The following is a 26,294-nucleotide window of genomic DNA, read 5'->3' on the forward strand; positions in this document are numbered from 1 at the left end:
AACTCACCGGACACCCCCCCGGGGAGCACAGTGTCGGCGGCCGCCGGGCGGTGCGGCGTGTACCCGGGCGACCGGTCGTTGTACGGGCCCGCCAGGCGCTTCCGCGCGGGCCGCGCCGGTGCCACAGTTGCCGGTGTCATCCCGGGGCGCCGCCGCACCGGCGATGGGGAGGTCGGCAGTGACAGGAACCGGACCGGACCGGTGGAGCGTGCACGGCCGCGCCGACGACGACATGTCGGACCGCTGGCGCGAGATCGTCACGGCGACGCACCTGCCGTGGAGCGTGCAGGCCGGGACCGCCCGGCCCGGCGGCACGTTCCGGGCGCGCGTCCGGCGCTGGTGGGTCGACGATGTCGCGCTGGTCGACACCGAGTGCGAGCGGACCCGCGGCGTGCGGTCCCGCGCGCAGATCGCCGACACCGACGGCGAGTTCGTGGTGGTGCTGTTCGTCCGGGACGGCGCGGAGACCGTCCGGCAGGGCGACCGGACCACCCGGCTCGGCCCGGGCGACGCCGTCGTGTGGGACAGCACCGGCAGCGCGCGGTTCGCGGTGGCGCAGCGGCTGGTCAAGCGCAGCCTGCTGATCCCGCGCGCCGCGCTGACCGAGGTCGGCGGCCGGGCGTGGGCGACGCCGGGCATCACCCTGGACCGGTCCGCGCCCGCGGTCCGGCTGCTGTCGCACTACCTGGACGCGCTCACCGGCACGCTCCCGGCGCTCGGTCCGGCGGCGACCGTCGCCGCCCGCAACGCCACCCTCGAACTGTTCGCCGGGGCGGTCCGGGCGGCCGAGGACCGGGGGCCGGCGCCCGGGCTCGTCGGCGACCCGGTGCTGCGCGCCGCCATGGTGCGCTACATCGACCGGCACCTCGCCGGGCCGGCGATCACCCCGGCCGGGGTCGCCCGCGCGCACGGCGTGTCGGAACGGACGGTGAACCGCGTCTTCAGCGCCGCCGGACAGACCCTCGGCGGGGTGGTGCGCAGCCGCCGGCTGGCCCGCGCCCGCGACGACCTGACCGCCGGCGACGAGCCGATCGCGACGATCGCCCACCGCTGGGGGTTCTTCGACAGCAGCCACTTCCACCGCGCCTTCACCGCGCAGTACGGGCTGTCCCCGCGCGGCTACCGGTCCGCGAACGGTGCGGCACGGCACTGACCGGTCCTCCCGCCCGGGCCGGACGTTGTGGATACTGAGTCGGAAACCCGGCGTACGACCGGGACGGTCGCCCCCTCCCGGAGGAACGTCGGACGTGCCGGAGCCACCCGGATCGCCGCTGACCAGGTTCGACCTGCGCTCCACCGACCCGGAGTGGTCGAACCAGGTGCTGCGCGACGCCTACGCCGACTTCACCGTGACCCTCTCCGGTGACGCCGACGGGTTCCGGTTCGCCCACACCGGCACCGCCGGGCCCGGATTCGCGGTGGCGCACCTCGCGTACAGCATGGTCGCGGAGTTCGAGGTCGCGGCGCCGGTGGGCACCCTGCACGTGATCTCCGGCTGGTCCGGCGGCCGGCTCGGGGTCCGGTCGGGGCGGGAGACCGCCGGGGCCGAGCAGGGGCAGCCGCTGCTGATGCCCCCGGAGCGCGGCTGGTGGAACCGGCTCGAGGACATGGCCGTCGACACCGTCTCGATCGACGCGGCGCTGCTGGAGCGGGCGGCCCGCTCGCTGTTCGGGCCCGGGCCGGTGCGGTTCAGCTCGATGCTGCCGGTCAGCGGGGCCGCCGCCCGCTACTGGCAGGGCGCCGTCGCGCACGTGCGGCGCGACGTGCTGGGCGACGACGGCGCCGCGCTGCACCCGCTGGTGCCGGCCGCGGCCGCCCGGGTCGGCGTCCGCGGGCTCCAGCACGCCTTCCGCCGGCACCGTGGCCGCACCCCGATCGAGGAGCTGCGCCGGGCCCGGCCGGCCCGTGCGCACGCCGAGCTGGTCGCCGGTGACCCGTCCGGGGGCGAGTCGGTCGCCGCGGTCGCGGCACGCTGGGGCTTCACCCATCCCGGGCGCTTCGCCGCGCGGTACCGCGCGGAGTACGGCTGCCCGCCCAGCGCGACCCTGCGCTCCTGAACGCCCGGCCCGGAACCGGCGCGCCGCACGCCCCGGCGCCGCTCACAGCACCCCGGCGAACCGGAGGAACGCGGCGATCGAGGTGACGGCCCCGCCGTCGGGCAGCAGCACGCCGTCGTCCGGCGTCCAGCCGTCGCGGTCGAGGTAGGACCGCGGGTCCTTCCGGAGCTGCCCGACGATGGTCTCGGCGACGATCCGGCTGCCGACCGGCCCGAGCGCGGCGCCGCCGTTGCGGACCTCGGACTCGCGCAGCACGTAGAACCACAGCGGCGTCCGGTCGACGAGACCGCCGGACTCCAGCGCGGTGCGGATCGCCGGGTCCAGCCCGTCGGTCAGCTCGGCGACGGTGAGCGGCGTGATCCCGAGCGCGGTCGCGATGGCCTGCCCGGTGGGGATGCCGAGCCGGAACCCGCGCAGCAGGTTGCGCCGGGCCAGGTGCACGAACAGCTTGCCGAGGTCGCTGTCCGGGAGCACGCTCGTGCCGTCGAGCTGGTTGACCATGTCGGCGAGCGGGCCGGCGAGGAAGGTGTCGATCGGACGGGCGGCCCGGATCGGGAAGAGATCGTCGAGCTCGACGAACCGCTGCCACTCGACCGGCCAGTTGTCGGGCAGCGTGGTGGCGCCCCCGATGAAGCCGCCGGTGCCGGTGAACTGGAACAGCTGCTGCAGGGTCGCGCGCTCCTGGAAGCCGCCGGGGAAGCCGAAGTTGCGGTTCCAGTCGTAGGCGCCGCGCACCATGCTGTGGCCGAACCGGAAGGCGGCCACCGAGAACTCCAGCGGCATGTAGGTCCGTTCCCGGCCGAGGAGCCCGAGCGGGTCGTCCTCACCGGCGATCGCCCGGTCGACGGCGCCGACGTCCAGCACGGTGTCCAGGTAGTCGTGCACGGTCAGCCACTGGTACGCCCAGCGGGTGAGGTCGCGGGCCCTGGCGAACACCGCACCGGTCCCGGCGTGGCCGGGCTCGTTCGCGCGCACCCAGTCGACGGCGTTGTTGTGGAAGCGCAGGAACGCCACGTGCAGCTGCGCGACGACCAGGTTCTCGTCGTTGCGGCCGTCGCCGATCAGGGCGACCCGGTCCTGGCGGGGCAGGTCGCGCTCGTCGTCGTTCACCGGCGGGATGAGCACCCCGGCCGCCCCACCGGTCACCGACAGGGTGCCGAGCACGAACTTGGCCGGGTCGTCGGCGCGGTACGGCACGGCGATCCCGCCCGGCACCGGCGTGGCGAACGGCCCGTCGCCGTAGAGCGAGTCGAGGTTCAGCGCCGGGTTGCGCTTGTTGACCAGCAGCGAGACGACGTCGGCCGGGGGCATCGGGGTGAGCGGGGTGACGTCGATGCCGATGACGCTGTCGTTGTCGGTCGCGGCCGTCAGGTCGTGGTCGACGAACTGGCCCCAGTAGGTGTGCACCGGCGGGATCGGCGCGTCCGGACCGGACGGCGGGGCCTGCTCGATCATGGCCGTGCCGAGCGCGTTCAGCGCGGCGACGGTGGTCTCCGCGATCTGCGGCGTCTCCGCGGGCAGCAGCTTGGCGGGGTCGTTCGCGAGCGCCGGGAACAGGTAGTCGAAGTCGCTCACCCCGGCCAGCGCCAGCGCGCCCGCGATGCCGTCGGTCTTCGCGATCTCGGCGTCCTGGGTGATCTCGCTGAGCCGCACCGACCCGTGCTCGACGGCCCGGTCGGCACCCGGTGCCTTGTCCACGATGGCGTGTCCGCCGTGTCGCATCCCGGTGATCACCCGGCGTCCGTCGGCGTTCTCGTTCATCGTCTGCACTCCCCGCATCGTCGTGGTGGTGGGCACGGTGGGAATGACGATAGAAGTGCCGTTACCGGAAATTCCATACGCACATGTGCGTAGCGAACTATCTTTCCGGGTTCCGGATACCGAATCCGGACGATGACCGGGAGAGTCCGCTGTGACCAGGCGGAACGTGCGCCGGAAATTGATCAGGAATGCGTATTGCGGGGGCCGGTCACCGGTCGCGACGGTGGTGCATGCGATTCGCGGTGTTCATGGACGGAACGTGGAACGACCCGGCCGACGGGACGCACGTCGCGCTGCTGCACGACCGCACCGCCGAGAGCGGGCGCGAGGACCCCGGCGGCGGACAGCAGCGGTGCTACGTGGAGGGCGTCGGGAACGGGCCGTGGAACCGGATCCGGGGTGTTCGCCCACCGGTACCGGTTCCACGACACCGCGCTGAGCGGGTACGTCGACGTCGCCCGGCACGCGGTCGCCCTCGACGAGGACCGCCCCGAGTTCACCCCGACGCTCTGGACGGCCGTGCCCGTCCCGGTCCCGGACCACCCGACGTCGGTCGAGCAGCGCTGGTTCGTCGGGGCGCACTCCGACGTCGGCGGCGGCGAGCGGCCCCGCCCCGCTCTCCGCGCTGCCCCGCGAGTGGATCGCCGACGAGGCCCGTGCGGCCGGCCTGGGCATCGGGCCGCCCGCCGTCCGCTCACCGGCGACGTCGTCGGACCGCCCGACCCGGGGCAGCGGGCGGGACCGGGTCACCACGTCCTCGAAGACCCCGGAGCCGATCTTCGCTGCGGTCGCCGGGGTGCGGACCAGGCCGGGCGCGACTGCCTTCACCCGGATGTCGCGGCGGCCCAGGTCGGCGCCGCGCGGCCGCAGCCGTACTCCTCGTTGCCCGCGATCCGGTCGCCGACCGCGACCGCGTGCACGCCCTCTACCTGGGCGACCCGGCGGTGACCGGGGCGGTCCGGATCGATCCCCGGCGCACCGATCCCGGCTACCGGCGCGCGCTGCGCGAGACCTACCTGACCGGGCTGGACGACGCCGACGCGCTCGCCCACGCGCTCACCCCGGACAAGCCGCTCTGCCTGCTCGGTACGGACCCGGCGGCGACCGCCGGCCGGCGGGGCTCGGCGCCGCGCCGCTACCTGCGGGCGGCCCGCGACCGGGCGCTGCCGCCCGGACTGCAGGACCTGATGATCTCCCACTCCGACGCGACCGCCCCGGCGACGGCGTTCCGCACCGACACCCTCGACGCCGGGCACACCCTGTTCGCCTAGCGTCCGGCCGCGATCGCCGACCTGCTCGGCGGGTGACCCGCCGAATTCCGCGCGCATTCCGGTGGCCGGGAACGGAACGAACCCTCGCAACGGGCCGCGCTCCTACCTTCCTCGCACCCACTCTCCGTCGGTTCGCGACGAGGCACTGGTGAAGGGACGCCGATGAACAAGGACAACGCAAGGTCGTGGCCGCGTCCTCGGCCGGGACGGCGTTCGAGTACTACGACTTCTTCCTCTACGGAGCGCTGGTGCCGATCATCGGCAGCCGGTTCTTCGGTGACTACGGGCCCACGACGCAGACGGTGTTCGCGCTGCTCACCTTCGCCGCCGGACTCATCGTCCGGCCGATCGGCGCGGTGATCTTCGCGCGGCTCACCGACGTCGTCGGGCGCAAGGTCGTCTCCTGATCACGCTGGTCATGATGGGTGTCGCCACGGTCGCCGTCGGCCTGCTGCACACCTCCGAACAGATCGGCGTGCTCGCACCTGGGTGCGAGCCGCGGGTCGCTCGCGCCCAGGTCCGCGTCGCCCTGTCCTGCTCGAGCCACCGTCACGCGTCGGTGACGATCCGGCCGGCGGAGCCGTGATCGTGCCGCGCACCCGCCCGCACCGCGCGTCGCTCACCCCGCCCCGCATCGCCCCGGCGCCCCGCCCCCGCGCCCGCGCCCGCGTCGCGCCCCACACCGGGCCTGGCGCCGTACCGCCCCGCGCTCCCCACGCTCCGCATCCCACCCCATCCCGTTTCACCGACGTGACGGCGGTGCAACTGCTCCGGTCCGGCTCTTGTCGCACACCCACCGCTCCGATTTACTGGCCTAGCCAGTAGCAGCTGAAGAGGGGGTCGCATGCCGCCCACCGCGCGCCCGACGCGGGCCCGCCGACGTCTGCCGGTCGTGGCCCTGGCGCTGGTCACGGCGGTGATCCTGGCCGGCTGTGCGGCCGGCCCGCCGGCGTCCCGGTCCGCCGACGGGGAGATCACGATCGCCCTCGGCACCTCGCCGACGAACCTCGACTTCACCCGCAGCGCGGGCGTCGCGATCCCGCAGGCCCTGCTCTACAACGTCTACGAGGGGCTGGTGAAGATCGATGACGACGCCCGCGTGGTGCCGCTGCTCGCCGAGTCCTGGACCGCGGCGCCGGACGGGCTCGGTTACACGTTCCGGCTGCGCGAGGGCGTCCGCTTCTCCGACGGCACCCCGATGACCGCCGACGACGTCGCGTTCAGCTTCGACCGGCTCGACGAGTGGACGACGGCCAGCGCGCGGTCCCTGTCGTCGATCTCCGGGACCCGGGTGCTGTCGCCGCGCGAGGTGGTGGTGGAGCTGTCCGAACCGGACAACGACCTGCTCCGCAACCTGGCCGGCCCGGCCGGTGCGATCTTCACCCCGGGCGCGGTGGACGAGCTGGCGACCAGCGCCGTCGGCACCGGGCCGTACCGGGTCGAGGGCTACGCGCAGAGCTTCGAGATGCGCCTGGTCGCCAACGACGACCACTGGGCGGGCCCGCCGCCGGCCGACCGGCTCATCCTCGCCTACTACAGCGACCCGACGGCGCAGGTCAACGCGCTGCTCAGCGGCAGCGCGGACGCGGTCGTGGGGCTGACCGCGCCGCAGCTGCTGGAGCAGCTCGAGGGCGATCCGGAGTTCGGCGTCACCGAGGGCACCACCAACGGCGAGGTGGTGCTGGCGATGAACAACGCCACCGCCCCGTTCGACGACGAGCGGGTCCGCCGCGCGATCCGGCACGCCGTCGACGACGACGCCGTCCGCGAGGTCGCGGCGGACGGCCGCGGCACCGCGATCACCTCGATGGTCCCGCCCACCGATCCCTGGTACGACGACCGGCCCGATCCCTACCCGCACGATCCGGAGCGCGCCGCGCAGCTGCTCGCCGAGGCCGGGCTGACCGGCGCCGAGATCGGCTTCACGGTGCCGAACCTGCCCCAGTACGTGGCCGCGGCCCAGGTCGTGCAGTCCGATCTCACCCGCGTCGGGCTGACCGTCGACCTGCGGATCCGCGAGTTCCCGGCGGTCTGGCTGGACGAGGTGTTCAGCCGCAAGGACTACCAGCTGGCGATCATCAACCACGCCGAGCCGTGGGACATCGGGCAGTTCTCCAATCCGGACTACTACTTCGGCTACCAGGACCCGGTCGCCGACGACATGCTGGAGCAGGCGCGCAGCGGCCCGGCCGAGGAGTACCCGGACCGGATGCGCGCCTACGCCGAGCGCATCTCCGATCGCGCCGCCGCCGGGTTCCTGTACCTGACGCCCTGGCTGACCGCGCACCGCAGCGACGTCACCGGCCTGCCGGTGAACTCGACGTCGGAGTCCATCGACCTCACCCGCGTCGCGCGCGGCTGACCCGGGGGAGCGGAACATGATCGTTTCGATGACGCGGCGGCTGCTGGTGTTCGCGGGCACCGTCCTCGCCGCCTCGGTGGTGATCTTCGGGCTGCTGTCGGTGCTCCCCGGCGATCCCGCCGAGGTCGCACTCGGGCTCGGTGCCTCCCCGGACGAGCTGGCCGCCCAGCGCGCCGAGATGGGCCTGGACCGGCCGCTCGCCGCGCAGTACCTGCAGTGGCTGGGCGGGCTGGTGCAGGGCGACTTCGGCACCTCCGCGGTCACCGGCACGCCGGTCGGCGCCGAGCTGGGCTCCCGGCTGGCGACGACGGCGGTGCTGATCGGTTCCGGGATGGCCGTCGCGGTCGTCGTCGCCGTCCCGCTGGGTGTGCTCGCCGCGACCCATCAGCGACGGCCGCTCGGCGCGCTGCTCAGCGGTTCGAGCCAGGTCGGGATCGCGATCCCCGGCTTCCTGGCCGGGCTGCTGCTGATCACCGTGTTCGCGGTGCAGCTGCGCTGGTTCCCGGCCGGCGGCTGGTACCGCACCGGCGACGGGTTCGGCACGCTGCTCGGGCACCTGGTGCTCCCCGCGCTCGCGCTGGGCTCGGTGCAGGGCGCGGTGCTGGCCCGCTACGTGCGCTCCGCGGTGCTCGACGTGATGCGCGAGGACTGGATGCGCACCGCCCGGGCCAAGGGGCTGTCCCCGGCGCGGGCGCTGCGGCGGCACGGGCTGCGCAACGCCGCGGTCCCGGTGCTCACCGTCGGCGGCGTGCAGCTGGGCGTGATGCTGATCGGCGCGGTCGTGATCGAACGGGTCTTCGTGATCAACGGGCTCGGCAGCATGCTGCTGGAGCGGGTCGCCACCCGGGACATGATCGCCGTGCAGGGGATCGTGCTGGTCCTGGTGCTCGCGGTGCTGCTCATCAACCTGGTGGTCGATCTCGTGCAGACCGCCGTCGACCCCCGACTCCGGGAGGCCTCGTGACCGGACCGCAGCGCACCGCCCCGGCCACGGCCGCGCGGCGCCCGAACACCGGCATCCTCGTCGGCGGGGGGCTGGTCGCGCTGGTCGTGCTGGCCGCGCTCGTCTCGCTGGTGTGGACGCCGCACGATCCGCTGCCGGTCGTCGCCGCGGACCGGCTGCTCGGCCCCGGCGACGGCTACCTGCTGGGCACCGACCCGTACGGCCGGGACGTGCTCAGCCTGCTCATGTACGGCGCCCGGATCAGCCTGCTGGTCGGCGTCGTCGCGGTGGCGGTGGCGGTGCTGATCGGCGTCCCGGTCGGCGTCTGCGCCGGGATGAACGGCGGCCGCGCCGACCAGTTCCTGATGCGGGTCAACGACGTCGCGCTGGCCTTCCCCGCGCTGCTGCTCGCGATCGTGCTGGGCGCGGTGTTCGGCGCGGGCGTCGGCACCGCGATGATCGCGCTCGGGATCGGCGCCGCGCCGTCGTTCGCCAGGGTGTCGCGCAGCGGGACGCTGCAGGTCATGAGCCAGGAGTACGTCACCGCCGCCCGGGCCGCCGGGCGGGGCGGGCTGTTCGTCGCCGTCCGGCACGTGCTGCCCAACATCTCCGGCCTGGTGATCGTGCAGTCCTCGGTGGCGTTCGCGATCGCGGTGCTCTCCGAGGCGGCGCTGTCCTATCTCGGCTTCGGCACCGTGCCGCCCACCCCGTCCTGGGGCCGGATGCTGCAGGAGAGCCAGAGCTACCTGGCGTCCGCGCCGCACCTGGTGGTGTGGCCGGGCCTGGCGATCGCGCTCACCGTGCTCGGGCTGAACCTGTTCGGCGACGGCCTGCGCGACCATCTCGACCCCCGGATGGAGGCGGGCCGATGAGTGCCCCCACGACGACGACCGTCACCGCCCCGGCGCTGCGCCTGGCGAACCTGGACGTGCACGCCGGCGGGCGGACGCTGGTGCACGGCGTCGACCTGGAGCTGGCCCCGGGGGAGCGGCTCGGGTTGATCGGGGAGTCCGGCAGCGGCAAGTCGCTCACCGCGTACGCGGCGCTCGGGCTGCTCGACGAGTCGCTGCGGGCGACCGGGACGGTCGAGCTGGCCGGGGTCGACGGCAACCTGCTCGACGCCGGGGAGGCCGCCCTGTGCCGGGCCCGCGGCCGTACCGCGTCGATGGTGTTCCAGGAGCCGATGACCGCGCTGAACCCGCTGATGCGGGTCGGCGCGCAGATCGCCGAGGTGCTGCTGGAGCACCGGACGGTGCCCGGCCGATCGGCCGCCGCGACGGCCGCGGTGGAGCTGCTGGAACGGGTCCGGATGCCCGATCCGGAGCAGGCGGCGCGGGCCTACCCGCACCAGCTCTCCGGCGGGCAGCGGCAGCGGGTGGTGCTGGCCATCGCGATGGCGAACGCCCCGGCGCTGCTGGTGTGCGACGAGCCGACCACCGCGCTCGACGTGACCGTCCAGGGGCAGGTGCTGGAGCTGATCACCGAGCTGGCCCGGGAGCGCGGGACCGCGCTGCTGTTCATCAGCCACGATCTGGCGGTGGTCGCGTCGGTCACCGACCGGGTGGCCGTCATGCAGGACGGCCGGGTCGTCGAGCAGGGGCCGGTCGACGAGGTGTTCACGGCGCCGAGCCATCCCTACACGCGGGCGCTGCTCGCCGCCGCCGACCTGTCGGTGCTCGACGAGCACGGCCGGCTGCGCACCACCACGAGCACGCCGGTGCCGCCGGACGGGCCGGGCACGCCGGTGCCGCCGACCGGCCCGTACCGCCCCGGCGGCCCGGCCGCGCACCTGGTCCTGCCCGAGGACGGCCCGCCGCCGGTGTTCAACGAGGCCGGCGACCCCGAGCACCCGGCCCTCATCCGGGCTCGCGACCTCACCCGCACCTACCGCCGCGCCGGCGCGTCGGTGCTGCGCCGCAGCCGGCCGGTGCACGCGCTGCGCGGCGTCGGGTTCGACGTCGTCGAGGGGCAGGCGCTCGGGATCGTCGGCGAGTCCGGCTCCGGCAAGTCGACCCTGATCCGGCAGCTCTGCGGGCTGGACCGGCCCACCTCCGGGTCGTTGCAGCTGGCCGGCGACGACCTGACGGACCCGGGCCGGGACACCCTGCGCCGGGTCCGGGACGCCGTCTCCATCGTGTTCCAGGATCCGATGGGCTCGCTCGACCCGCGGATGCGGGTGCGCGACATCGTCGCCGAGCCGGTGCTGCGCGGGGACCGCGCGCAGATCCGGGACCGGGTGGCCCGGCTGCTGGAGTCGGTCGGCCTCGACGCCGCCGCCCTCGACCGCTACCCGCACCAGTTCTCCGGCGGCCAGCGGCAGCGGATCGCGATCGCCCGCGCCCTGATCACCCGCCCCCGGATCCTGGTCGCCGACGAACCGGTCAGCGCGCTCGACGTGTCCGTCCGCGCCCAGGTGCTCAACCTGATCGCCGACCTGGCCCAGGAGTACCGGCTGACCGTCGTGCTGATCTCGCACGACCTGGCCGTCGTCCGGCACGTCTGCGACACCGTCGCCGTGATGAACCAGGGCCGGATCGTGGAGGCCGGGCCCACCGCCGACGTCTACACCGACCCGCAGCACCCGTTCACCCGGCGCCTGGTCGCGGCCACGCCGCGACTGCGCGAGGCCCTGGCCGGCCGCACGAAGGGAGACCCGGCGTGACGAGCGCGCTGACCGACACCGAGCTCACCGCCCTGACCGCGACCCGGCTGCGCGCCGGGTACGCGGCCGGCGAGTTCAGCCCCGCCGAGGTGCTGCGCGCCGTGCAGGACCGCATCGACCGGTACGAGCCCGGGACCGGCGCGTTCGCCCGCCGGGAACCCGCCGCGGACGTCCTCGCCGCCGCCGACGCCGCCGGCGTCCGCTGGGCGCAGGGCCGGGCCGGGCTGCTCGACGGCGTCCCGGTCACCCTGAAGGAGAACATCGCCGCCGTCGGGCATCCGCGGCCGTCCGGCTCGGCCGCGTTCGCCGACGCCGCACCCGCCACCGAGGACGGGCCCGCCGCGGCGAGCACCGCCGCCGAGGGCGCGATCCGGCTGGGCAGCACCGTCATGTCCGAGCTGGGCATGCTCTCGTCCGGGGTGTCCGGCCTGCACGGGATCACCCGCAGCCCGCTGGACCCGGCGTGGACGGTCGGCGGGTCCAGCGGCGGCGCGGCCGCCGCGGCCGCCGCCGGGTTCGGCCCGCTGCACGTCGGCAGCGACATCGGCGGCTCGATCCGGCTGCCCGCGTCGTGGACCGGGCTGGCGTCGCTGAAACCCAGCTACGGCATCGTCCCGGTCGACCCGCCCTACCTGGGACGGGCGCTCGGACCGCTGGCCCGCTCCGTCGACGACGTCGCGCTCGCCATGCAGGTGCTCGCCCGGCCCGATCCGGCGTACCGGGACCCGACCTGGCTGGCGCTGCCGGACGCCTCCTGGGAGCGGGTGAGCGCGGACCCGATGACCGACGACGAGATCGGCGCCCTGCGGATCGGACTGCACCCGGACGCCGGGTGCGGCCTGCCCACTGATCCTGAGGTCGCGGCCACCGTCCGCGCCGCCGCCGAGCTGTTCGCGCGGGCCGGGGCGCAGATCGTGCCGGTCGATCCGTTCCTCACCCCCGAGCTGCTGCACCAGCTCGACATGTTCCTGCGAGCCCGGTCCTGGGCCGATCTCGTCGCGCTCCCGGCGCACCGCCGCGACGCCGTGCTGCCCTACATCCGGCAGTGGGCGGCGGCCGCCGCGGACCTGCGCGGCCCCGACGTGTTCGTGGCGTACCACGCCGTCCAGCGGATCCGGGCGGCCACGATCACCGCCACCCACGCCGTCGACGTCGTGCTGTCCCCGGTCGCCCCGGTCGCCGCGTTCCCGGCCGAGCAGCACGGTCCCACCGACGACCCGGTCACCGCGCTCGACCACATCGCCTACACCGCCCCCTACAACTTCTCCGAGCAGCCGGCCGCCACCGTCGACGCCGGCCGCACCGCCGACGGACGGCCGATCGGCCTGCAGCTCGCCGGGCGCCGGTTCGCCGACGTCGAGCTGCTGCGCGTCACCCGCTGGTACGAGCAGACGCGCCGGGCCGCGCACTAGGCTGGTGCGTCGATCACGTCCCGGAGGGAAGGCCCCGCGTGGAGTTCCAGACGATCGGCCGGCAGAGCGCCCACGAGGCGATCGTCGAGCAGATCGAGCGCGCCGTCGACGACGGCCGGCTGCGCCCCGGCGACCGGCTGCCCAGCGAGCGCAGGCTGATGGAGCAGTTCGGCGTCAGCCGCCCCACCGTCCGCGAGGCGATGCGGGTGCTGCAGGCCACCGGCGTCGTCGCCGCGCACCCCGGCGACCCGCGCGGCCCCGAGATCCTCGCCTACTCCCCGGCCGTCTTCGAGAAGTCGCTCACCCGCCTCGCCGGCGTCGACACCATGTCCCGGGTGGAGATCCTGCAGTTCCGGGTCGTCATCGAGGCCAACGGCTCGCTGCTCGCCGCGCACAACCGCACCGACGACGACCTGCGCGACATCCGGGCCGCGCACCGCGAGCTGCGGGCCGCCGCCGACCGCGCCGACGGCGGCTTCGGTGCCGCCGCCGACAGCTTCCAGGCCGCCATCCGGCGGGCCTCGCACAACCAGCTCGTCGCCGTCACCGGCGGGGTGCTGGCCGGGGTCGTCCGCACCCTGATCGACCGCAGGCTCGCCGACGAACCCGACGTCCGGCGACGACTGCGCGCCAGCGAGGGGTACGCCACCGCCGTGCTCGACGCCATCGCCGACCGGGACGGCCGGGCCGCCGCCCGCGAGGTCACCCTCGGGATCCGGGCCTACTACGCCGGGCACCTCGATCCCGCCGAACGGAACCAGCTGGCGCTGCTCGCCGAGGAGACCTGATCCCGCCCGTCAGCGGTTGGTCGGGAACCCGAGGTCGACGCCGCTGGCGGTGGTGTCGGGCCAGCGGGTGGTGACGACTTTGGTGCGGGTGTAGAAGTGCACGCCGTGGGTGCCGTGGGCGTGGGTGTCGCCGAAGAGTGAGTTTTTCCAGCCGCCGAAGCTGTAGTAGGCCATGGGGACAGGGACGGGGACGTTGATGCCGATCATGCCGACTTCGATTTCGTTCTGGAAGCGGCGGGCGGCGGCGCCGCTGCGGGTGAACAGTGCGGTGCCGTTGCCGTAGGGGTTGGTGTTGATGAGTTCGACGGCGTCGGGGTAGGTGTCGACGCGCAGGACGGACAGGACGGGGCCGAATATTTCGTCGGTGTAGACGGTCATGTTGGTGGTGACGTGGTCGAGGAGGGTGGGTCCGACGAAGAAGCCGCCGTCGGTGCCGTCGGCGGGGTCGGCGTGGAAGCTGCTGGTGCGTCCGTCGACGACGATGGTGGCGCCGTCGGTCTCGCCGGCGTCGATGTAGCTGGTGACGCGGTGTTGGGCGGCGCGGGTGCCGAGCGGGCCCATGTCGGTCCCGCGGCGGCCGTCGCCGGTGCGTAGGGCGCGGGTGCGTTCGGCGATCTTGGTGACGAGGGTGTCGGCGATGTCGCCGACGGCGACGAGTGCGGAGATGGCCATGCAGCGTTCGCCGGCGGAGCCGTAGCCGGCGTTGACGGCTTGGTCGGCGGCGTGGTCGAGGTCGGCGTCGGGGAGGACGACCATGTGGTTCTTGGCGCCGCCGAGTGCTTGGACGCGTTTGCCGTGGGCGGTGCCGGTTTCGTAGATGTGGCGGGCGACGGGGGTGGATCCGACGAAGCTGATTGCCGTGATGTCGGGGTGGGTGAGTAGTGCGTCGACGGTGGTCTTGTCGCCGTGCACGACGTTGAAGACGCCGTCGGGGAGTCCGGCTTCGGTCCAGAGTTCGGCGATCCACAGTGCGGCGGAGGGGACTTTCTCCGAGGGTTTGAGGACGACGGTGTTGCCGGTGGCGATGGCGATGGGGAAGAACCACATCGGGACCATGGCGGGGAAGTTGAACGGGGAGATGATGGCGACGGGGCCGAGTGGTTGGTGGATGGAGTGGACGTCGATGCCGGTGGAGGCGTTTTCGGTGGCGGAGCCGGTGAGTAGGTGGGGTGCGCCGCAGGCGAATTCGACGACTTCCTGGCCGCGGGCTACTTCGCCGGCGGCGTCGGTGAGGACTTTGCCGTGTTCGGCGGTGATGAGTGCGGCGAGTTCGGGTGCGCGGTGGTTGAGTAGTTCGCGGAAGCGGAACAGGATCTGGGTGCGGCGGGTGAGGCTGGTGTCGCGCCATCCCGGGAACGCCGCCCTCGCCGCCGCCACCGCCGACTCCACGTCCGCCGGCTCCGCGAACGCCACCCGCCGGGTCACCTCGCCGGTCGCCGGATCCGTCACCTCACCGGAGCGCTCCCCGGAACCCGGCACCGCCCGGCCACCCACCCAGTGCGGCACGACGTCGATCTTCGCGGGACTGCTCACCGGACTCGTCATGCGGCAAGGGTGACCCGCCGACGATCCCCCCGGCATCGTCAGTCCGTATCGTTCGGAGCCCCCGCAGAACACTCCGTCCCGTCACGGACGACGGCCGCCAGCCACTTCTTCAGCAGCACCGTCTCCGGCGCGTCCAGCGCCGTGTTGTCGTCCGGCAGACCGGCCAGCACCGCCGCGGCCGCCTCCGCCGGTGACCGGCCGGCGTCGGGCCTGCGACCCGGCCGGCCGCCCGTGATCGCCTCCAGCGTCGCGTCCCGGACGTCCGCTGACAGGTCCGGATCGGGGGAGCCGGTGATCTGGTGCAGCGTGACCCCGACGTTCGCGGCCAGCACGTGCCCGGCCGCCCGCTCCGGGGTCGTCACGAGCCGCCCGCGCCGCTGCGCCTCCCGCGTCAGCTCCAGCAGGATCGCGTTCGTCCGGTCCTGCGCCGCAGGCCGCCGGCCCGGCGTCACCTGGCCGTACATCAACGCGTAGAAACCGGGATTGGCCAGGCCGAACGCGACGTGCGCGTCCCACCCGTCGCGGATGTCCCGGATCGGGTCGCCGGTCGACTCGCGGGACCCCTTCAGCTCCAGGTACTGCTCGAACCCGTGCTCGACGACGGCGTCGAGCAGGCCGTCCTTGCTGCCGAAGAAGTGGTACAGCGTCGGCAGCCGGACCCCGGCGGCGTCGCAGATCGCCCGCAGCGGCACCGGCTCGCCGGGGGCGGCCGCGATGAGATCGGCGGCGGCCCGCAGGAGCCGGTCCCGCGTGTTCCCGACACGCCCATCAACCACCCTGTCACTGTACGTGGCCCCCGGTGCCGGGCCCGCGCGTCCGCGGACGAGTGGCCGGATGCGCGGACCCTCGCCCGCACATCCGGCCACCGCTCAGCCCTCCCGGATCGTCATCGACGCGATCCGTGCACCGTCGGTGCGGAACTCGAAGCTGCTGCGCCCGTTGGCGTGCGTGCTCCGCCAGTCGCCGACGACGGTCACCGCGCCACCGGACTCCCGGACCTCCTCCGGCGTCAGCACGCCCGAGGACCCGATGAACTCCCGGTCGCTCCAGGCCGCGATCGCCTCGCGGCCGGTGAAGGTGCGCCCCCAGTCGTCGACGACGCCGTCGTCGGCGAAGGCGTCCAGGAAGCCCTCCCGGTCGTGCCGGTTCACCGTCTCGACGAACGCGGCGACGACCGGATCGCTGATCTGCGTGCTCACTGCCGCTCCTCTCAGCGGGTGGTGTACCCGCCGTTGGCGAAGATGGTCTGCCCGGTGATCCACCAGCCGTCGGTGGCCAGGAACCGCACGATCGGAGCGATGTCCTCGATCCGGGTGAGCTGGTTGCCCATCGCCATCGACTTGTGGAACTCGACCCGCTCCGGCGTCTCCTGAGGGTAGAAGAACGGGGTGTCCATCGGCCCGGGGCCGACCGCGGTCACCGAGATGCCGCGGTCGGCGAACTCCTTCGCCGCGGCCCGGGTGAAGTGCTCCACCGGCGACTTGCCGCCCGCGTAGGTGGAGTAGCCGTCGGTGAACGCCGCCAGCAGCGACGTCACGATGGTGATCACCTTGCCGTTGTCGGCGAGGCGCAGACCGGCCTCCTTGATGAAGAAGTACGCGGCCTTGGAGTTGATGTCGAACATCGAGTCGTACTCGGCCTCGCTGGTCTCCACGATCGGCTTGCGGAGCACCTTGCCGACCGTGTTGACCGCGACGTCGATCCGCCCGATGGCCGCCTCGGCGTCGGTGAACAGCCGCTCGACGTTCGCCGGGACCGTGAGGTCCCCGCTCAGCACCACGCCGGTCCGGCCGGCCGCCTCGACCGCCTTCAGGGTGTCCTCGGCCTCCCCGCGGGAGGACTCGGAGTTGTAGTGGATCGCCACGTTCGCCCCGGCCTCCGCGGCCTGGCGGCTGATCAGCCCGCCGAGATTCTTGCCGCCGGCGGCAACCAGCACGTTCTTGTCCTGCAGCGTGTGCGTGGTCATGAACCCTCTCCTATATCGACTGACCACTCTACCATAACAAAGATATAGAGCGGGGACATCCTCCGGTGTCCCGGCCGGGACCGGTGTGCTGCTCGGGATCGTCGGAGCGTGACCTGCCGCCGCTGCACCCGGCGGCCGGTGTGCGGGTCAGCCGCGGAGACCGCGCGCCGCCGGCGCCGTCGCGGTGACCTGCAGCGTGTCGGTCAGGTAGCGGCGCAGCAGCGCCGGATCGGCGGTGTCCGCCACCAGCCCGAGATGGCCGTCCGGGCGGACCAGTGCCAGACCTTGCAGGCCCAGGCCGTCGTCCGGATCGACAAGGCCGTCGCCACCGGTCGCCTCGCGCGCCACCGGGAGCACCCGGCCCAGGCGGGCGAGGACGTCCTGCAGGGCCCCGCGCTGCTGCCCGTCGCGCACCAGCAGCAGCATCCCCGGTTCCGCGAGCAGGTCCTCGATCGCGACCGGGCTGCCGTCGGGCCGGGACAGCCCGGCCGGGTCGGGCACCCGGTCCCCGGCACGCAGCCGGCCGCGTCCGCGCCGGTGCTCCCGCCCGTGTCCGTGCTCGTGTCCGTGCTCGTGTCCGTGCTGGACCGACAGCGGGCTGTCCCGGTACCGGACGGCCAGCTCGGCCAGCCGGGTCGCCGCGGCGGCCGCCGCCGGACGGACGGGCCCGGCGACGAACAGCGCCGCGTCACGCAGCAGCGACTCGGGGCCGGTGGCGGTCCCGACGTCGGTCAGCAGCGTCGTCGCCCGGACCACCTCGGCGCCGACCGGATGCCGCTCGGCCTGGTAGCTGTCGAGCAGTTCCGGTGCCGCGATCCCGCGCGCCACCAGCGCCAGCTTCCACGCGAGGTTCGCGGCGTCCTGGACGCCGGTGTTCATCCCCTGCGCACCGGCCGGGCTGTGCACGTGCGCCGCGTCGCCGGCGAGCAGCACCCGGCCGTGCCGGTACCGGGGGACCTGGGCGTGGTGGACCTCGAAGTAGGTCAGCCAGCGCGGGTCGCGCACCCGCACCAGACCGCCCATCCGGGCGTCGGCCAGCTCCTGGATCCGCTCCAGCGTGGGATCGCCGGGGCCGGGCTCGTCGACCAGGAACATCACCCGGGCCCGCTCGCCGGCCAGCGGGAACAGGATCCCCATCCCGTCCGGGTGCAGGAACATCCGGATGGTGTCCGGGGACAGCGTGGTGTCGACGTCCACGTCGGCCATCGCGAAGTGCTGCCCGTGGAAGCCGCCCACCAGCCGTTCGCCGACCAGCCGCCGGGTGCTGCTGTGGCCGCCGTCGGCGCCGACCACCCAGCCGAACCGCTCGATCCGGCCGAGATCGGCGGTGCGCAGGGTGACGTGGACGCCGTCGGGATCCTGGTCGAGTGCGGTCAGCGCGACGCCGCGCTGCACCACGATCCCCAGCTCGGCGGCCCGCTCGGTCAGCACCTCCTCGGTGTCGGGCTGCGCGACGTCCAGCACGTACGGATGCCGGGTGCGGGTGCCGGCCAGGTCGATCCGGGCCCGCGTCCGCCCGGTGCGGCCCTCGACCATCTCCATCGCGCCGATCCGCCTGCCGCGGGTCTCCAGCCGGTCCACCACGCCCAGCGAGGCGAGCATCTCCAGGCTCCGGGCGTGCAACCCGACCGCCCGCGACTCGGTCGTCGGCCGCTCGAGCTGCTCCACCACCCGCACGGACGCCCCGAGCCGGGCCAGCTGGCAGGCGGTCGTCAGCCCGACCGGTCCCGCTCCGACGACCAGTACGTCCCGGGTGTCAGCCATCTGCCGCTCCGATCTCGCGTGTGGTGGTCCCCCGGGGGGCCTCGCGCTGATCTCGCGACGTGCAACAGGGCCCCGGGCCGGCGGGGTCGGCCCGGCCGGCCGGCGGACGACGTTCGGGAAACCCGACAGTGCCGTCGTACAAGCCGTCGTACGAGCGCTGTCGTATAAGCGCTGTTACATTGCGGCATGACATCCGGGACGTCGGACGACCCGACCCGCAGGCCGGACCGGCTGGCGCCGCTGCGCGCGCTCGTCGCCGATCTGGAGGACGAGATCGTGCAGGTCTACGAGGCGCGCGGGCTGCACGGGCTGCGGCCGCGCTACGCGTATCCGCTGATCCGGCTCGCGCACACCGGGCCGTCGACGATCCGTGAGCTCGCTGCGTCGCTCGGGCACACGCACTCCGCGGTCAGCCAGACCCTGGCCGGGATGCGCCGCGAGGGGCTCGTGACGTCCGAACCGGGCCCGGACGCCAGGACCCGCCGGATCGCGCTCACCGAGCGGGGCCGCGCGCTGGTCCCGTTCCTGGAGGCGGAGTGGCGGGCGACCGCGGCGGCGGTCGCCGAGCTCGACGACGAGTGCCTGCCGACCTCGATCGGTGCCGCGGTGGACGCGATGCGGGCCGCGCTGGGGCGGCGCGGCCTGGCCGACCGGATCACCGACCGGCTCGGTGAGCCGGGACCCCCGCCGTCCGCCTGATGCGCACCGGCCTGATCGATCTCCGGCCGCTGCGGGTCCCGGCCTTCCGGGCCGCCTGGATCGGCGGCACCGCGCACGGCTTCGGCCAGCAGGCGGCGACCGTCGCGGTGCTGCAACAGACCTGGGACCTGACCCGGAGCCCGCTGTGGACCGGTGCGCTCGGCGTCGCGACCGCGGTGCCGCTGCTGCTGACCGGCCCGGTCGGCGGTGCACTGGCCGACGCGGTCGACCGGCGGCTGCTGATCCGGCTCGCGACCGCGTTGCAGCTGGTCGTCGCGCTCGCACTGGTCACCCAGGCGGTGCTCGGCGCGGCCCGGGTGGCGCTGCTGTTCGGCCTGGTCGCGCTGCTCGCCGCCGGGGCGGGACTGGGCGTTCCGGCCCGCCGGACGCTGCCCTCGGCCGAGACGGTGGTCGGGATCGCCGGGCCCGAGCTGGGGAACCTGCGCGGCGGGCTGGTGGCGGCGCTGACCTCGGGACCGGTCGCGCTGGTCGGCGGGGGACTGGCGGCGAGCGTGGTCGTGGGCTGGGTGGCGCTGCGGAACCGGGCGCTGCGGGAGTACACCCTCCCGGGTCCGCCCGGCCACCGGGGGGTGGCCGGGCGGACCGGTGGAGCTGGTGGTGCTGGTGGTGCCGCTCAGCCGGGCATGCCGGGCATCATCGGCATCTCGGGCAGCACCGGCTGGGACGCGAACAGGTCGAGGTACATCCCGCCGGACACGAACAGGCCGAGCACGCCGAGCACCAGCCCGCCCAGCGCGACCGGGCGCACCCAGGCCGCGGTGCCGGGGCGCTTGGCCGGGCCGAGCAGCAGCACCGTGGTCAGCACGACGGCGACCAGCGCGATCAGGCCGTTGACGCCGGCCGCGACGTTCCACGGGGCGCCGTAGAACGCGTCGATCGAGTCGCCCGGCATGCCGGTGGCGGCCTCGATCTGGCCGACCAGCTCCTCCCGGGAGCGCAGCATGTCGGTGAGCGAGGTGCCGGTCAGCGAGGCGAGCCCGAGGCCCGCGCCGACGACGGCGCCCGCACCCGCGGCGGTGCCGCCGGACGCGGTCGCCGTGCCCCCGGTCGCGCCGGCCCCGGCGGCCGAGCCGGTGGCGGCGGCCGGTCCGTCGGTGCGGCCGGTGTCCGCGTCCGTGGTCGAGCTGCTGCCCACAGCGGAGTCGGTGCTGCCGGAGTCGGTGCTGCCGGTGCCGGACTCGGTGGTCGATCCCGCGGCGGAGTCGGCTGCGGCGGCGGTCGATCCCGCGCCGGACCCGGTGGCCGAGCCCGAGGCGCCGGTGCCCGAGGCAGCGGTGGCCGAGCCGGTGGTGCCCGAGCCGGCGGTGTCCGGGCCGGTGGTGCTGTCGGGGGTGGCGCTGCTGCCGGTGCCGGACTCGGCGCCGGTGTCACCGGACGCATCGGCGCCCGTCGGGTCCGTGTCGGTCGCGACCGGAGCGGTCTCCGTGTCGTGGGTCGTCTCGGAAGCCATTCCGGCACGGTACGTCAGCGGTGCGGCCGTTCTCCGGCCCCCCTACCTCGGGGAACGTCCCGGCCGACGATCGGTCGCCCGATCGGGTCGCGCGGTGTCCGGTACCAGATCCGATGGGGTCCGGATCCCCGGTGCCGGGGGTGTCACCGGATGTCCGGCCCGTCCTGCGCCGACGATCCGGTGGATCCGTGGCCGGGACACCGTGATCGCGCCGACGATCGGTCCGCGCACCGCCGAACCGAGCACGGGACCGGCGCGTCCCAGGATGCGCGTCGCGCGCGGTGCCCGGGCCGGGCACGGGCAGCCCGACCCGCCGCCGCACGGGCCCCACGGCGTCAGCGGTTGGTCGGGAACCCGAGGTCGACGCCGCTGGCGGTGGTGTCGGGCCAGCGGGTGGTGACGACTTTGGTGCGGGTGTAGAAGTGCACGCCGTGGGTGCCGTGGGCGTGGGTGTCGCCGAAGAGTGAGTTTTTCCAGCCGCCGAAGCTGTAGTAGGCCATGGGGACAGGGACGGGGACGTTGATGCCGATCATGCCGACTTCGATTTCGTTCTGGAAGCGGCGGGCGGCGGCGCCGCTGCGGGTGAACAGTGCGGTGCCGTTGCCGTAGGGGTTGGTGTTGATGAGTTCGACGGCGTCGGGGTAGGTGTCGACGCGCAGGACGGACAGGACGGGGCCGAATATTTCGTCGGTGTAGACGGTCATGTTGGTGGTGACGTGGTCGAGGAGGGTGGGTCCGACGAAGAAGCCGCCGTCGGTGCCGTCGGCGGGGTCGGCGTGGAAGCTGCTGGTGCGTCCGTCGACGACGATGGTGGCGCCGTCGGTCTCGCCGGCGTCGATGTAGCTGGTGACGCGGTGTTGGGCGGCGCGGGTGACGAGCGGGCCCATGTCGGTCCCGCGGCGGCCGTCGCCGGTGCGTAGGGCGCGGGTGCGTTCGGCGATCTTGGTGACGAGGGTGTCGGCGATGTCGCCGACGGCGACGAGTGCGGAGATGGCCATGCAGCGTTCGCCGGCGGAGCCGTAGCCGGCGTTGACGGCTTGGTCGGCGGCGTGGTCGAGGTCGGCGTCGGGGAGGACGACCATGTGGTTCTTGGCGCCGCCGAGTGCTTGGACGCGTTTGCCGTGGGCGGTGCCGGTTTCGTAGATGTGGCGGGCGACGGGGGTGGATCCGACGAAGCTGATTGCCGTGATGTCGGGGTGGGTGAGTAGTGCGTCGACGGTGGTCTTGTCGCCGTGCACGACGTTGAAGACGCCGTCGGGGAGTCCGGCTTCGGTCCAGAGTTCGGCGATCCACAGTGCGGCGGAGGGGACTTTCTCCGAGGGTTTGAGGACGACGGTGTTGCCGGTGGCGATGGCGATGGGGAAGAACCACATCGGGACCATGGCGGGGAAGTTGAACGGGGAGATGATGGCGACGGGGCCGAGTGGTTGGTGGATGGAGTGGACGTCGATGCCGGTGGAGGCGTTTTCGGTGGCGGAGCCGGTGAGTAGGTGGGGTGCGCCGCAGGCGAATTCGACGACTTCCTGGCCGCGGGCTACTTCGCCGGCGGCGTCGGTGAGGACTTTGCCGTGTTCGGCGGTGATGAGTGCGGCGAGTTCGGGTGCGCGGTGGTTGAGTAGTTCGCGGAAGCGGAACAGGATCTGGGTGCGGCGGGTGAGGCTGGTGTCGCGCCATCCCGGGAACGCCGCCCTCGCCGCCGCCACCGCCGCGGCCGTCTCCTCCTCCGAGGCCAGCGGCAGGTAACCGGTCACCGCGCCGGTCGCCGGATCCGTCACGTCGGAGAACCGGCCCGAGACCCCCTCCAGCGGCTTCCCGCCGACCCAGTGGTGCAGCACCCGGGTGTCCGGGGCGTCGATGGTGCTCGTCATGATCGCCTCTCAGAACTGGTCGGGCCGCAGGAACGGTCGCTGCGCGGCCTTGTTCTGCTCGTAGGTCTTGCGCGCGGACTGCGTGGTCGCGAGCTCGCTGACCTCGGCGACCGGCACGTCCCACCACGCCTCCGAGTCCGGGGAACCCGCGAGCGGATCGGTCTCGACGTGGATCACCGTGCTGTCGTCGGCCGCCTTCGCCGACCGGATCGCCGCCGCGAACTCCTCCGCCGTCGAGGCGCGGACGACCCGCCCCCCGAAGCTCGCGGCGTTCGCGGCCAGGTCCATCGGGAGCCGGTCGCCGTCCAGCCGGCCGGTCGCCGCGGACCGGTACCGGTACCGGGTGCCGAACCGCTGCGAGCCCAGCGACTCCGACAGCGCGCCGATCGAGGCGAACCCGTGGTTCTGCACCAGCACCGTGATGATCTTGATGCCCTCCTGGACCGCGGTCGCCAGCTCGGTCGCCATCATCAGGTACGACCCGTCGCCGACCAGCACGAACACGTCCCGGTCCGGGCAGGCCATCCGCACCCCGAGCCCGCCCGCGACCTCGTAGCCCATGCAGCTGTAGCCGTACTCGACGTGATAGCCCTTCGCCTCCCGCACGCGCCACAGCTTGTGCAGGTCGCCCGGCATCGAACCGGCCGCGCACACGACCACGTCCTGCGCGTCGGACAGCTCGTTGACCAGGCCGATCACCGCGCTCTGGGACAGCAGCCCGTCCGGGACCGGCGTGCCGCGGAAGGCGGCGTCCACCCGCGCCGTCCACTCGGCCTCCGCGCGGGTGTACTCCGCCCGGTACGCCGCGGGCACCCGGTACCCGCGCAGCAGCACGGTGAGCTCGCGCAGCGTCTCCCGCGCGTCGGCGACGACCGGCACACCGGAGTGCTTCACCGAGTCGACCGGCGCGACGTTGATGTTGACGAACCGCACGTCCGGGTTGCGGAACAGGGTGCGGCTCGCCGTCGTGAAGTCCGACCAGCGGGTCCCGATCCCGACGACGACGTCGGCGTCCCGGGCGGCCGCGTTCGCCGCGGTCGTGCCGGTGGCGCCGATCGCGCCGAGACTCTGCGGGTGGTCGTGCAGCAGGCTGCCCTTCCCCGCCTGGGTCTGCCCGACCGGGATCCCGGTGCGCTCGCAGAACACCGCCAGCGCGTCCGTCGCGTCGCTGTGGTGCACGCCCCCACCGGCGACGACGAGCGGCCGCTCGGCGCCCCGCACGAGCTCTGCGGCCCGCTCCAGCGCCCACGACTCGGGCACCGGCCGGGCGACGTGCCACACCCGGTCGTCGAAGAGCTCGAGCGGCCAGTCGTGCGCCTGCGCCTGGACGTCCTGCGGCAGGCACAGCGTCACCGCGCCGGTCGCCGCCGGATCGGTCAGCACCCGCATCGCCGCCAGCAGCGCCGCGGGCAGCTGCTCGGGCCGCCACACCCGGTCGAAGTACGCCGACACCGGGCGGAAGCAGTCGTTCACCGTCACGTCGCCGGCCCAGGGCTGTTCCAGCTCCTGCAGCAGCGGCGACGCGGACCGGTCGGCGAAGGTGTCCGCGGGCAGCAGCAGCACCGGCAGCCGGTTGATCGTCGCCAGCGCCGCACCCGTCACCATGTTCGTCGCGCCCGGCCCGACGCTCGTCGTCACCGCCCAGGTCTGCAACCGGTCGCGCATCCGGGCGAAGGCGACCGCGGTGTGCACCATGGCCTGCTCGTTGCGGCCCAGCACGTAGGGCAGCGAGGAGCCGGCCGACCCGTCGGTCCACTCCAGCTCGTCCTGCAGCAGCGCCTGCCCGATGCCCGCCACGTTCCCGTGGCCGAAGATGCCCAGGCAGCCCTCGACCAGCCGGCGCCGGATCCCGTCCCGCTCGCTGTACTGGGCGGCGAGGAACCGCACGGTCGCCTGGGCGACCGTCAGCCGGACGGTCTCCCCGGCCGCGTCTGTCGTCCCGTTCATCACTGCCCTCCGAGCCTGTGGTCGACGGCCTGCCCGGCCCAGGTGTCGCGGATCCAGGCCTGGTCGGGGTGGTCGGTGATCCGCCAGGCGCGCTCGTCGCCCGGCCCGGCCATCACGTTCAGGTAGTACATGTCGTGTCCCGGCGCGGCCGCGCACGGCCCGTGCCAGCCCCACGGGACCAGCACGGTGTCCCGGTCGCGCACCTCGACGGTCACGTCGATGACGTTCCCGGGCGACGATGACGTCCGGTGGAACCCGAGGCCGGGCTGCCCGCCGGGGCCGGGCGCGATCTCGAAGTAGTAGATCTCCTCCAGCTCGCACTCGTGCGGGCCGGACTCGTCGTGCTTGTGCGCCGGATAGCTGGACCAGTTCCCGCCCGGCGTGACCACCTCGACGCAGATCGCCGCCGCCGCCTCGAACACCCCGGCCGCGCCGAAGTTGCGGACCTGGCGGGAGGCGGCGCCGGCGCCGCGCAGCTCCACCGGCACGTCCGTGGCGGGGCCGTAGCGGAACGGCAGCTCCCGGTCGGTGCGGGCGGCGCACAGCGCGAAGCGCCCGCCGGCGGCCGAGGCGATCGTGACCGGGGACCGCACCGGCAGATAGGCGAAGTCGGACGGCCCCTCGAACACGTCCGTCCGGCCCTGCAGGGTGTGGGTCACGTCGCCCAGGGTGACCGTCGCCGAACCGGACAGCGGGACGACGAACATCTCCTCGTCCCCGGTGTCGACGAGCCGGTGGCCGCCGGCGGGCAGGTTCAGGATCCGCAGGCCGGAGTACGTCCAGCCGGCCGACTCGGGGGTGACGACGAGCTCGTAGCCCGCGCCCGCCGCGCTCCCGGCGGCGATCACGTACCGGTCGCTCATCCCGCGTGCACCTCCTGCGGCCGCACCAGCGACACGGCGGTGTCGACGGCCGCGGCGACGTCGTCGTCCTCGGGATAGAGCAGCGCCCGCCCGACGATCAGTCCGCGCACCGACGGCAGCTCCAGCGCCGCCTTCCAGGACGCGTAGGTCTCCGCGGGCTGCGCGGTCGGGTCGCCGCCGAGCAGCAACGTCGGCAGCGTGGTCGCCGCCATCACCCGTTCCATCTCCTCGACGACCGGCAGCTTCAGCCAGGTGTAGGCGCTGGACCCGCCCAGGCCCTGGGCGATGTGGATGGACCGGATGACGGCGTCCGGGGACAGGTCGTTGCACACCCGCCCGTCGACCCGGCGGGACAGGAACGGCTCGACCATGCAGACCAGGCCGGACCGGTTCGCCTCGGTGACGACCCGGGCGCACAGCTCCAGCGTGCGGACCGAGCCGGGGTCCTCCAGGTCGATCCGGGTCAGCGTCTTGATCGCGTCGAACCCGGCGTCCACCGTGTCGCGCACCGCGTAGCCGGTGTGCCGGTCGTCCAGCTCGAACGCGGCACCCTGGATGCCGCCCCGGTTCATCGAGGAGACCACGACCTTGCCCTCGAGCGCGCCGAGCAGCAGCAGGTCCTCCAGGACGTCGGCGGTGGCGAGCACGCCGTCGACGCCGGGCCGGGACAGCGCGGTGACCAGTCGGCCGAGCAGCTCGGGGCGGCTGGCCATGGCGTCGGTCCGGCCGCGGGCGGACAGCGAGCCGCGGGCCGGGTGGTCCGCTGCGACGATCATCAGCCGGCCGTCGGACGGGACGAACGGGCGGCGGCGCCGCGACGCGAGCAGCGCCGGGATCTGCTCGGGGGCGAAGGCGCGGATGTCGCGGATCTCGTCGTAGGAGGCCGCGACACCGTGGGGGGTCGTTCGCATGCTG

23 protein-coding genes and 2 pseudogenes are annotated in these 26,294 nt (G+C 74.0%); 14 read left to right on the forward strand and 11 right to left on the reverse strand.

Annotated features, from left to right (window positions below):
* Positions 1-178 precede the first annotated feature (178 nt).
* Together ACVJO7_RS26860 and ACVJO7_RS26865 are read left to right on the forward strand one after the other, a co-directional pair.
* Positions 179-1,153 (forward strand): helix-turn-helix domain-containing protein, encoded by a 975-nt coding sequence (locus tag ACVJO7_RS26860; protein WP_491675185.1) that lies wholly within the window; start codon positions 179-181, stop codon positions 1,151-1,153.
* A gap of 94 nt (positions 1,154-1,247) precedes the next feature.
* On the forward strand, positions 1,248-2,057 hold the full coding sequence (locus tag ACVJO7_RS26865; RefSeq protein WP_491675186.1) for a helix-turn-helix domain-containing protein: 810 nt from the start codon (positions 1,248-1,250) through the stop codon (positions 2,055-2,057).
* A gap of 42 nt (positions 2,058-2,099) precedes the next feature.
* Here the strand turns inward: ACVJO7_RS26865 and ACVJO7_RS26870 are convergent, their stop codons facing one another.
* Positions 2,100-3,854, reverse strand: coding sequence for a peroxidase family protein (locus ACVJO7_RS26870; RefSeq protein ID WP_491675187.1), 1,755 nt, complete (start codon positions 3,852-3,854; stop codon positions 2,100-2,102).
* Between the two features lie 96 nt (positions 3,855-3,950).
* Between ACVJO7_RS26870 and ACVJO7_RS26875 the strand changes: the two are divergent.
* Positions 3,951-4,418, forward strand: a pseudogene (locus tag ACVJO7_RS26875) (T6SS phospholipase effector Tle1-like catalytic domain-containing protein); the annotation flags it as partial.
* Positions 4,419-4,577: 159 nt separating this feature from the next.
* On the opposite strand, the pseudogene ACVJO7_RS26880 reads toward ACVJO7_RS26875, so the two are convergent.
* A pseudogene (locus ACVJO7_RS26880) lies at positions 4,578-4,646 on the reverse strand (hypothetical protein); the annotation flags it as partial.
* 86 nt (positions 4,647-4,732) lie between these two features.
* Here ACVJO7_RS26880 and ACVJO7_RS26885 point away from each other — a divergent pair.
* The 9 genes from ACVJO7_RS26885 to ACVJO7_RS26925 all read left to right on the forward strand — a co-directional run bounded on the left by ACVJO7_RS26885 (position 4,733) and on the right by ACVJO7_RS26925 (position 13,256).
* Positions 4,733-5,089 (forward strand): hypothetical protein, encoded by a 357-nt coding sequence (locus ACVJO7_RS26885; RefSeq protein WP_491675188.1) that lies wholly within the window; start codon positions 4,733-4,735, stop codon positions 5,087-5,089.
* 185 nt (positions 5,090-5,274) lie between these two features.
* Positions 5,275-5,496 (forward strand): hypothetical protein, encoded by a 222-nt coding sequence (locus ACVJO7_RS26890; protein ID WP_491675189.1) that lies wholly within the window; start codon positions 5,275-5,277, stop codon positions 5,494-5,496.
* 14 nt (positions 5,497-5,510) lie between these two features.
* A complete protein-coding gene (locus ACVJO7_RS26895) occupies positions 5,511-5,675 on the forward strand; it encodes a hypothetical protein (RefSeq protein ID WP_491675190.1) in 165 nt (54 codons plus the stop codon).
* 258 nt (positions 5,676-5,933) lie between these two features.
* A complete protein-coding gene (locus tag ACVJO7_RS26900) occupies positions 5,934-7,451 on the forward strand; it encodes an ABC transporter substrate-binding protein (protein ID WP_491675191.1) in 1,518 nt (505 codons plus the stop codon).
* Positions 7,452-7,467: 16 nt separating this feature from the next.
* Positions 7,468-8,415: an ABC transporter permease gene (locus ACVJO7_RS26905; RefSeq protein ID WP_344026007.1), complete on the forward strand. Its 948-nt coding sequence runs from the start codon at positions 7,468-7,470 to the stop codon at positions 8,413-8,415.
* Positions 8,412-9,266, forward strand: a complete 855-nt coding sequence (locus tag ACVJO7_RS26910; protein WP_344026005.1) for an ABC transporter permease — start codon at positions 8,412-8,414, stop codon at positions 9,264-9,266. Before ACVJO7_RS26905 ends, ACVJO7_RS26910 begins: the two co-directional genes overlap by 4 nt.
* Entirely contained in the window at positions 9,263-11,056 is a 1,794-nt protein-coding gene (locus ACVJO7_RS26915; protein ID WP_491675192.1) for a dipeptide ABC transporter ATP-binding protein, read from the forward strand. The genes ACVJO7_RS26910 and ACVJO7_RS26915 overlap by 4 nt, the downstream gene beginning before the upstream one ends.
* Positions 11,053-12,468, forward strand: a complete 1,416-nt coding sequence (locus tag ACVJO7_RS26920; protein ID WP_491675193.1) for an amidase — start codon at positions 11,053-11,055, stop codon at positions 12,466-12,468. The genes ACVJO7_RS26915 and ACVJO7_RS26920 overlap by 4 nt, the downstream gene beginning before the upstream one ends.
* Positions 12,469-12,506: 38 nt before the next feature.
* Entirely contained in the window at positions 12,507-13,256 is a 750-nt protein-coding gene (locus ACVJO7_RS26925) for a FadR/GntR family transcriptional regulator (RefSeq protein ID WP_491675194.1), read from the forward strand.
* A 9-nt stretch (positions 13,257-13,265) separates the two neighbouring features.
* On the opposite strand, the gene ACVJO7_RS26930 is transcribed toward ACVJO7_RS26925, so the two are convergent.
* The 5 genes from ACVJO7_RS26930 to ACVJO7_RS26950 all read right to left on the reverse strand — a co-directional run bounded on the left by ACVJO7_RS26930 (position 13,266) and on the right by ACVJO7_RS26950 (position 18,531).
* Positions 13,266-14,801 (reverse strand): CoA-acylating methylmalonate-semialdehyde dehydrogenase, encoded by a 1,536-nt coding sequence (locus ACVJO7_RS26930; RefSeq protein ID WP_491675195.1) that lies wholly within the window; start codon positions 14,799-14,801, stop codon positions 13,266-13,268.
* Positions 14,802-14,839: 38 nt separating this feature from the next.
* Positions 14,840-15,577 carry a TetR/AcrR family transcriptional regulator gene (locus ACVJO7_RS26935; RefSeq protein ID WP_491675196.1) on the reverse strand — a complete coding sequence of 246 codons (738 nt, stop codon included), beginning with the start codon at positions 15,575-15,577 and terminating at the stop codon, positions 14,840-14,842.
* A 93-nt stretch (positions 15,578-15,670) separates the two neighbouring features.
* Positions 15,671-16,000: a nuclear transport factor 2 family protein gene (locus ACVJO7_RS26940; RefSeq protein ID WP_491675197.1), complete on the reverse strand. Its 330-nt coding sequence runs from the start codon at positions 15,998-16,000 to the stop codon at positions 15,671-15,673.
* 11 nt (positions 16,001-16,011) lie between these two features.
* Positions 16,012-16,767, reverse strand: a complete 756-nt coding sequence (locus ACVJO7_RS26945; protein WP_344025991.1) for an SDR family oxidoreductase — start codon at positions 16,765-16,767, stop codon at positions 16,012-16,014.
* Positions 16,768-16,914: 147 nt separating this feature from the next.
* A complete protein-coding gene (locus ACVJO7_RS26950) occupies positions 16,915-18,531 on the reverse strand; it encodes an FAD-dependent oxidoreductase (protein WP_491675198.1) in 1,617 nt (538 codons plus the stop codon).
* 186 nt (positions 18,532-18,717) lie between these two features.
* Here ACVJO7_RS26950 and ACVJO7_RS26955 point away from each other — a divergent pair, with 186 nt between their 5' ends.
* On the forward strand, positions 18,718-19,230 hold the full coding sequence (locus tag ACVJO7_RS26955) for a MarR family winged helix-turn-helix transcriptional regulator (RefSeq protein WP_344025987.1): 513 nt from the start codon (positions 18,718-18,720) through the stop codon (positions 19,228-19,230).
* Positions 19,230-20,117, forward strand: coding sequence for an MFS transporter (locus ACVJO7_RS26960; RefSeq protein ID WP_491675199.1), 888 nt, complete (start codon positions 19,230-19,232; stop codon positions 20,115-20,117). Before ACVJO7_RS26955 ends, ACVJO7_RS26960 begins: the two co-directional genes overlap by 1 nt.
* A 919-nt stretch (positions 20,118-21,036) precedes the next feature.
* Here ACVJO7_RS26960 and ACVJO7_RS26965 read toward each other — a convergent pair.
* From ACVJO7_RS26965 to ACVJO7_RS26980, 4 genes are read right to left on the reverse strand one after another with little or no spacing between them, the layout of a single operon-like run.
* Positions 21,037-22,569: a CoA-acylating methylmalonate-semialdehyde dehydrogenase gene (locus tag ACVJO7_RS26965; protein WP_491675200.1), complete on the reverse strand. Its 1,533-nt coding sequence runs from the start codon at positions 22,567-22,569 to the stop codon at positions 21,037-21,039.
* Positions 22,570-22,578: 9 nt separating this feature from the next.
* Positions 22,579-24,516, reverse strand: a complete 1,938-nt coding sequence (iolD, locus tag ACVJO7_RS26970; RefSeq protein ID WP_491675201.1) for a 3D-(3,5/4)-trihydroxycyclohexane-1,2-dione acylhydrolase (decyclizing) — start codon at positions 24,514-24,516, stop codon at positions 22,579-22,581.
* Entirely contained in the window at positions 24,516-25,379 is an 864-nt protein-coding gene (gene iolB / locus ACVJO7_RS26975; protein ID WP_491675202.1) for a 5-deoxy-glucuronate isomerase, read from the reverse strand. The genes iolD and iolB overlap by 1 nt, the downstream gene beginning before the upstream one ends.
* Positions 25,376-26,290 carry a class I fructose-bisphosphate aldolase gene (locus ACVJO7_RS26980; RefSeq protein ID WP_491675203.1) on the reverse strand — a complete coding sequence of 305 codons (915 nt, stop codon included), beginning with the start codon at positions 26,288-26,290 and terminating at the stop codon, positions 25,376-25,378. Before ACVJO7_RS26980 ends, iolB begins: the two co-directional genes overlap by 4 nt.
* Positions 26,291-26,294: the final 4 nt, after the last annotated feature.

The organism is Pseudonocardia sp. DxW (genome assembly GCF_058448985.1).

Bases quoted from the DNA above. Each gene is read 5' to 3' on its own strand.
- ACVJO7_RS26895 (WP_491675190.1), top strand. From the start codon at position 5,511: ATGGGTGTCGCCACGGTCGCCGTCGGCCTGCTGCACACCTCCGAACAG.
- ACVJO7_RS26900 (WP_491675191.1), top strand. From the start codon at position 5,934: ATGCCGCCCACCGCGCGCCCGACGCGGGCCCGCCGACGTCTGCCGGTC.
- ACVJO7_RS26905 (WP_344026007.1), top strand. From the start codon at position 7,468: ATGATCGTTTCGATGACGCGGCGGCTGCTGGTGTTCGCGGGCACCGTC.
- ACVJO7_RS26915 (WP_491675192.1), top strand. From the start codon at position 9,263: ATGAGTGCCCCCACGACGACGACCGTCACCGCCCCGGCGCTGCGCCTG.
- ACVJO7_RS26930 (WP_491675195.1), bottom strand. From the start codon at position 14,801: ATGACGAGTCCGGTGAGCAGTCCCGCGAAGATCGACGTCGTGCCGCAC.
- ACVJO7_RS26945 (WP_344025991.1), bottom strand. From the start codon at position 16,767: ATGACCACGCACACGCTGCAGGACAAGAACGTGCTGGTTGCCGCCGGC.
- ACVJO7_RS26950 (WP_491675198.1), bottom strand. From the start codon at position 18,531: ATGGCTGACACCCGGGACGTACTGGTCGTCGGAGCGGGACCGGTCGGG.
- ACVJO7_RS26955 (WP_344025987.1), top strand. From the start codon at position 18,718: ATGACATCCGGGACGTCGGACGACCCGACCCGCAGGCCGGACCGGCTG.
- ACVJO7_RS26960 (WP_491675199.1), top strand. From the start codon at position 19,230: ATGCGCACCGGCCTGATCGATCTCCGGCCGCTGCGGGTCCCGGCCTTC.
- ACVJO7_RS26965 (WP_491675200.1), bottom strand. From the start codon at position 22,569: ATGACGAGCACCATCGACGCCCCGGACACCCGGGTGCTGCACCACTGG.
- iolD (WP_491675201.1), bottom strand. From the start codon at position 24,516: ATGAACGGGACGACAGACGCGGCCGGGGAGACCGTCCGGCTGACGGTC.
- iolB (WP_491675202.1), bottom strand. From the start codon at position 25,379: ATGAGCGACCGGTACGTGATCGCCGCCGGGAGCGCGGCGGGCGCGGGC.
- ACVJO7_RS26980 (WP_491675203.1), bottom strand. From the start codon at position 26,290: ATGCGAACGACCCCCCACGGTGTCGCGGCCTCCTACGACGAGATCCGC.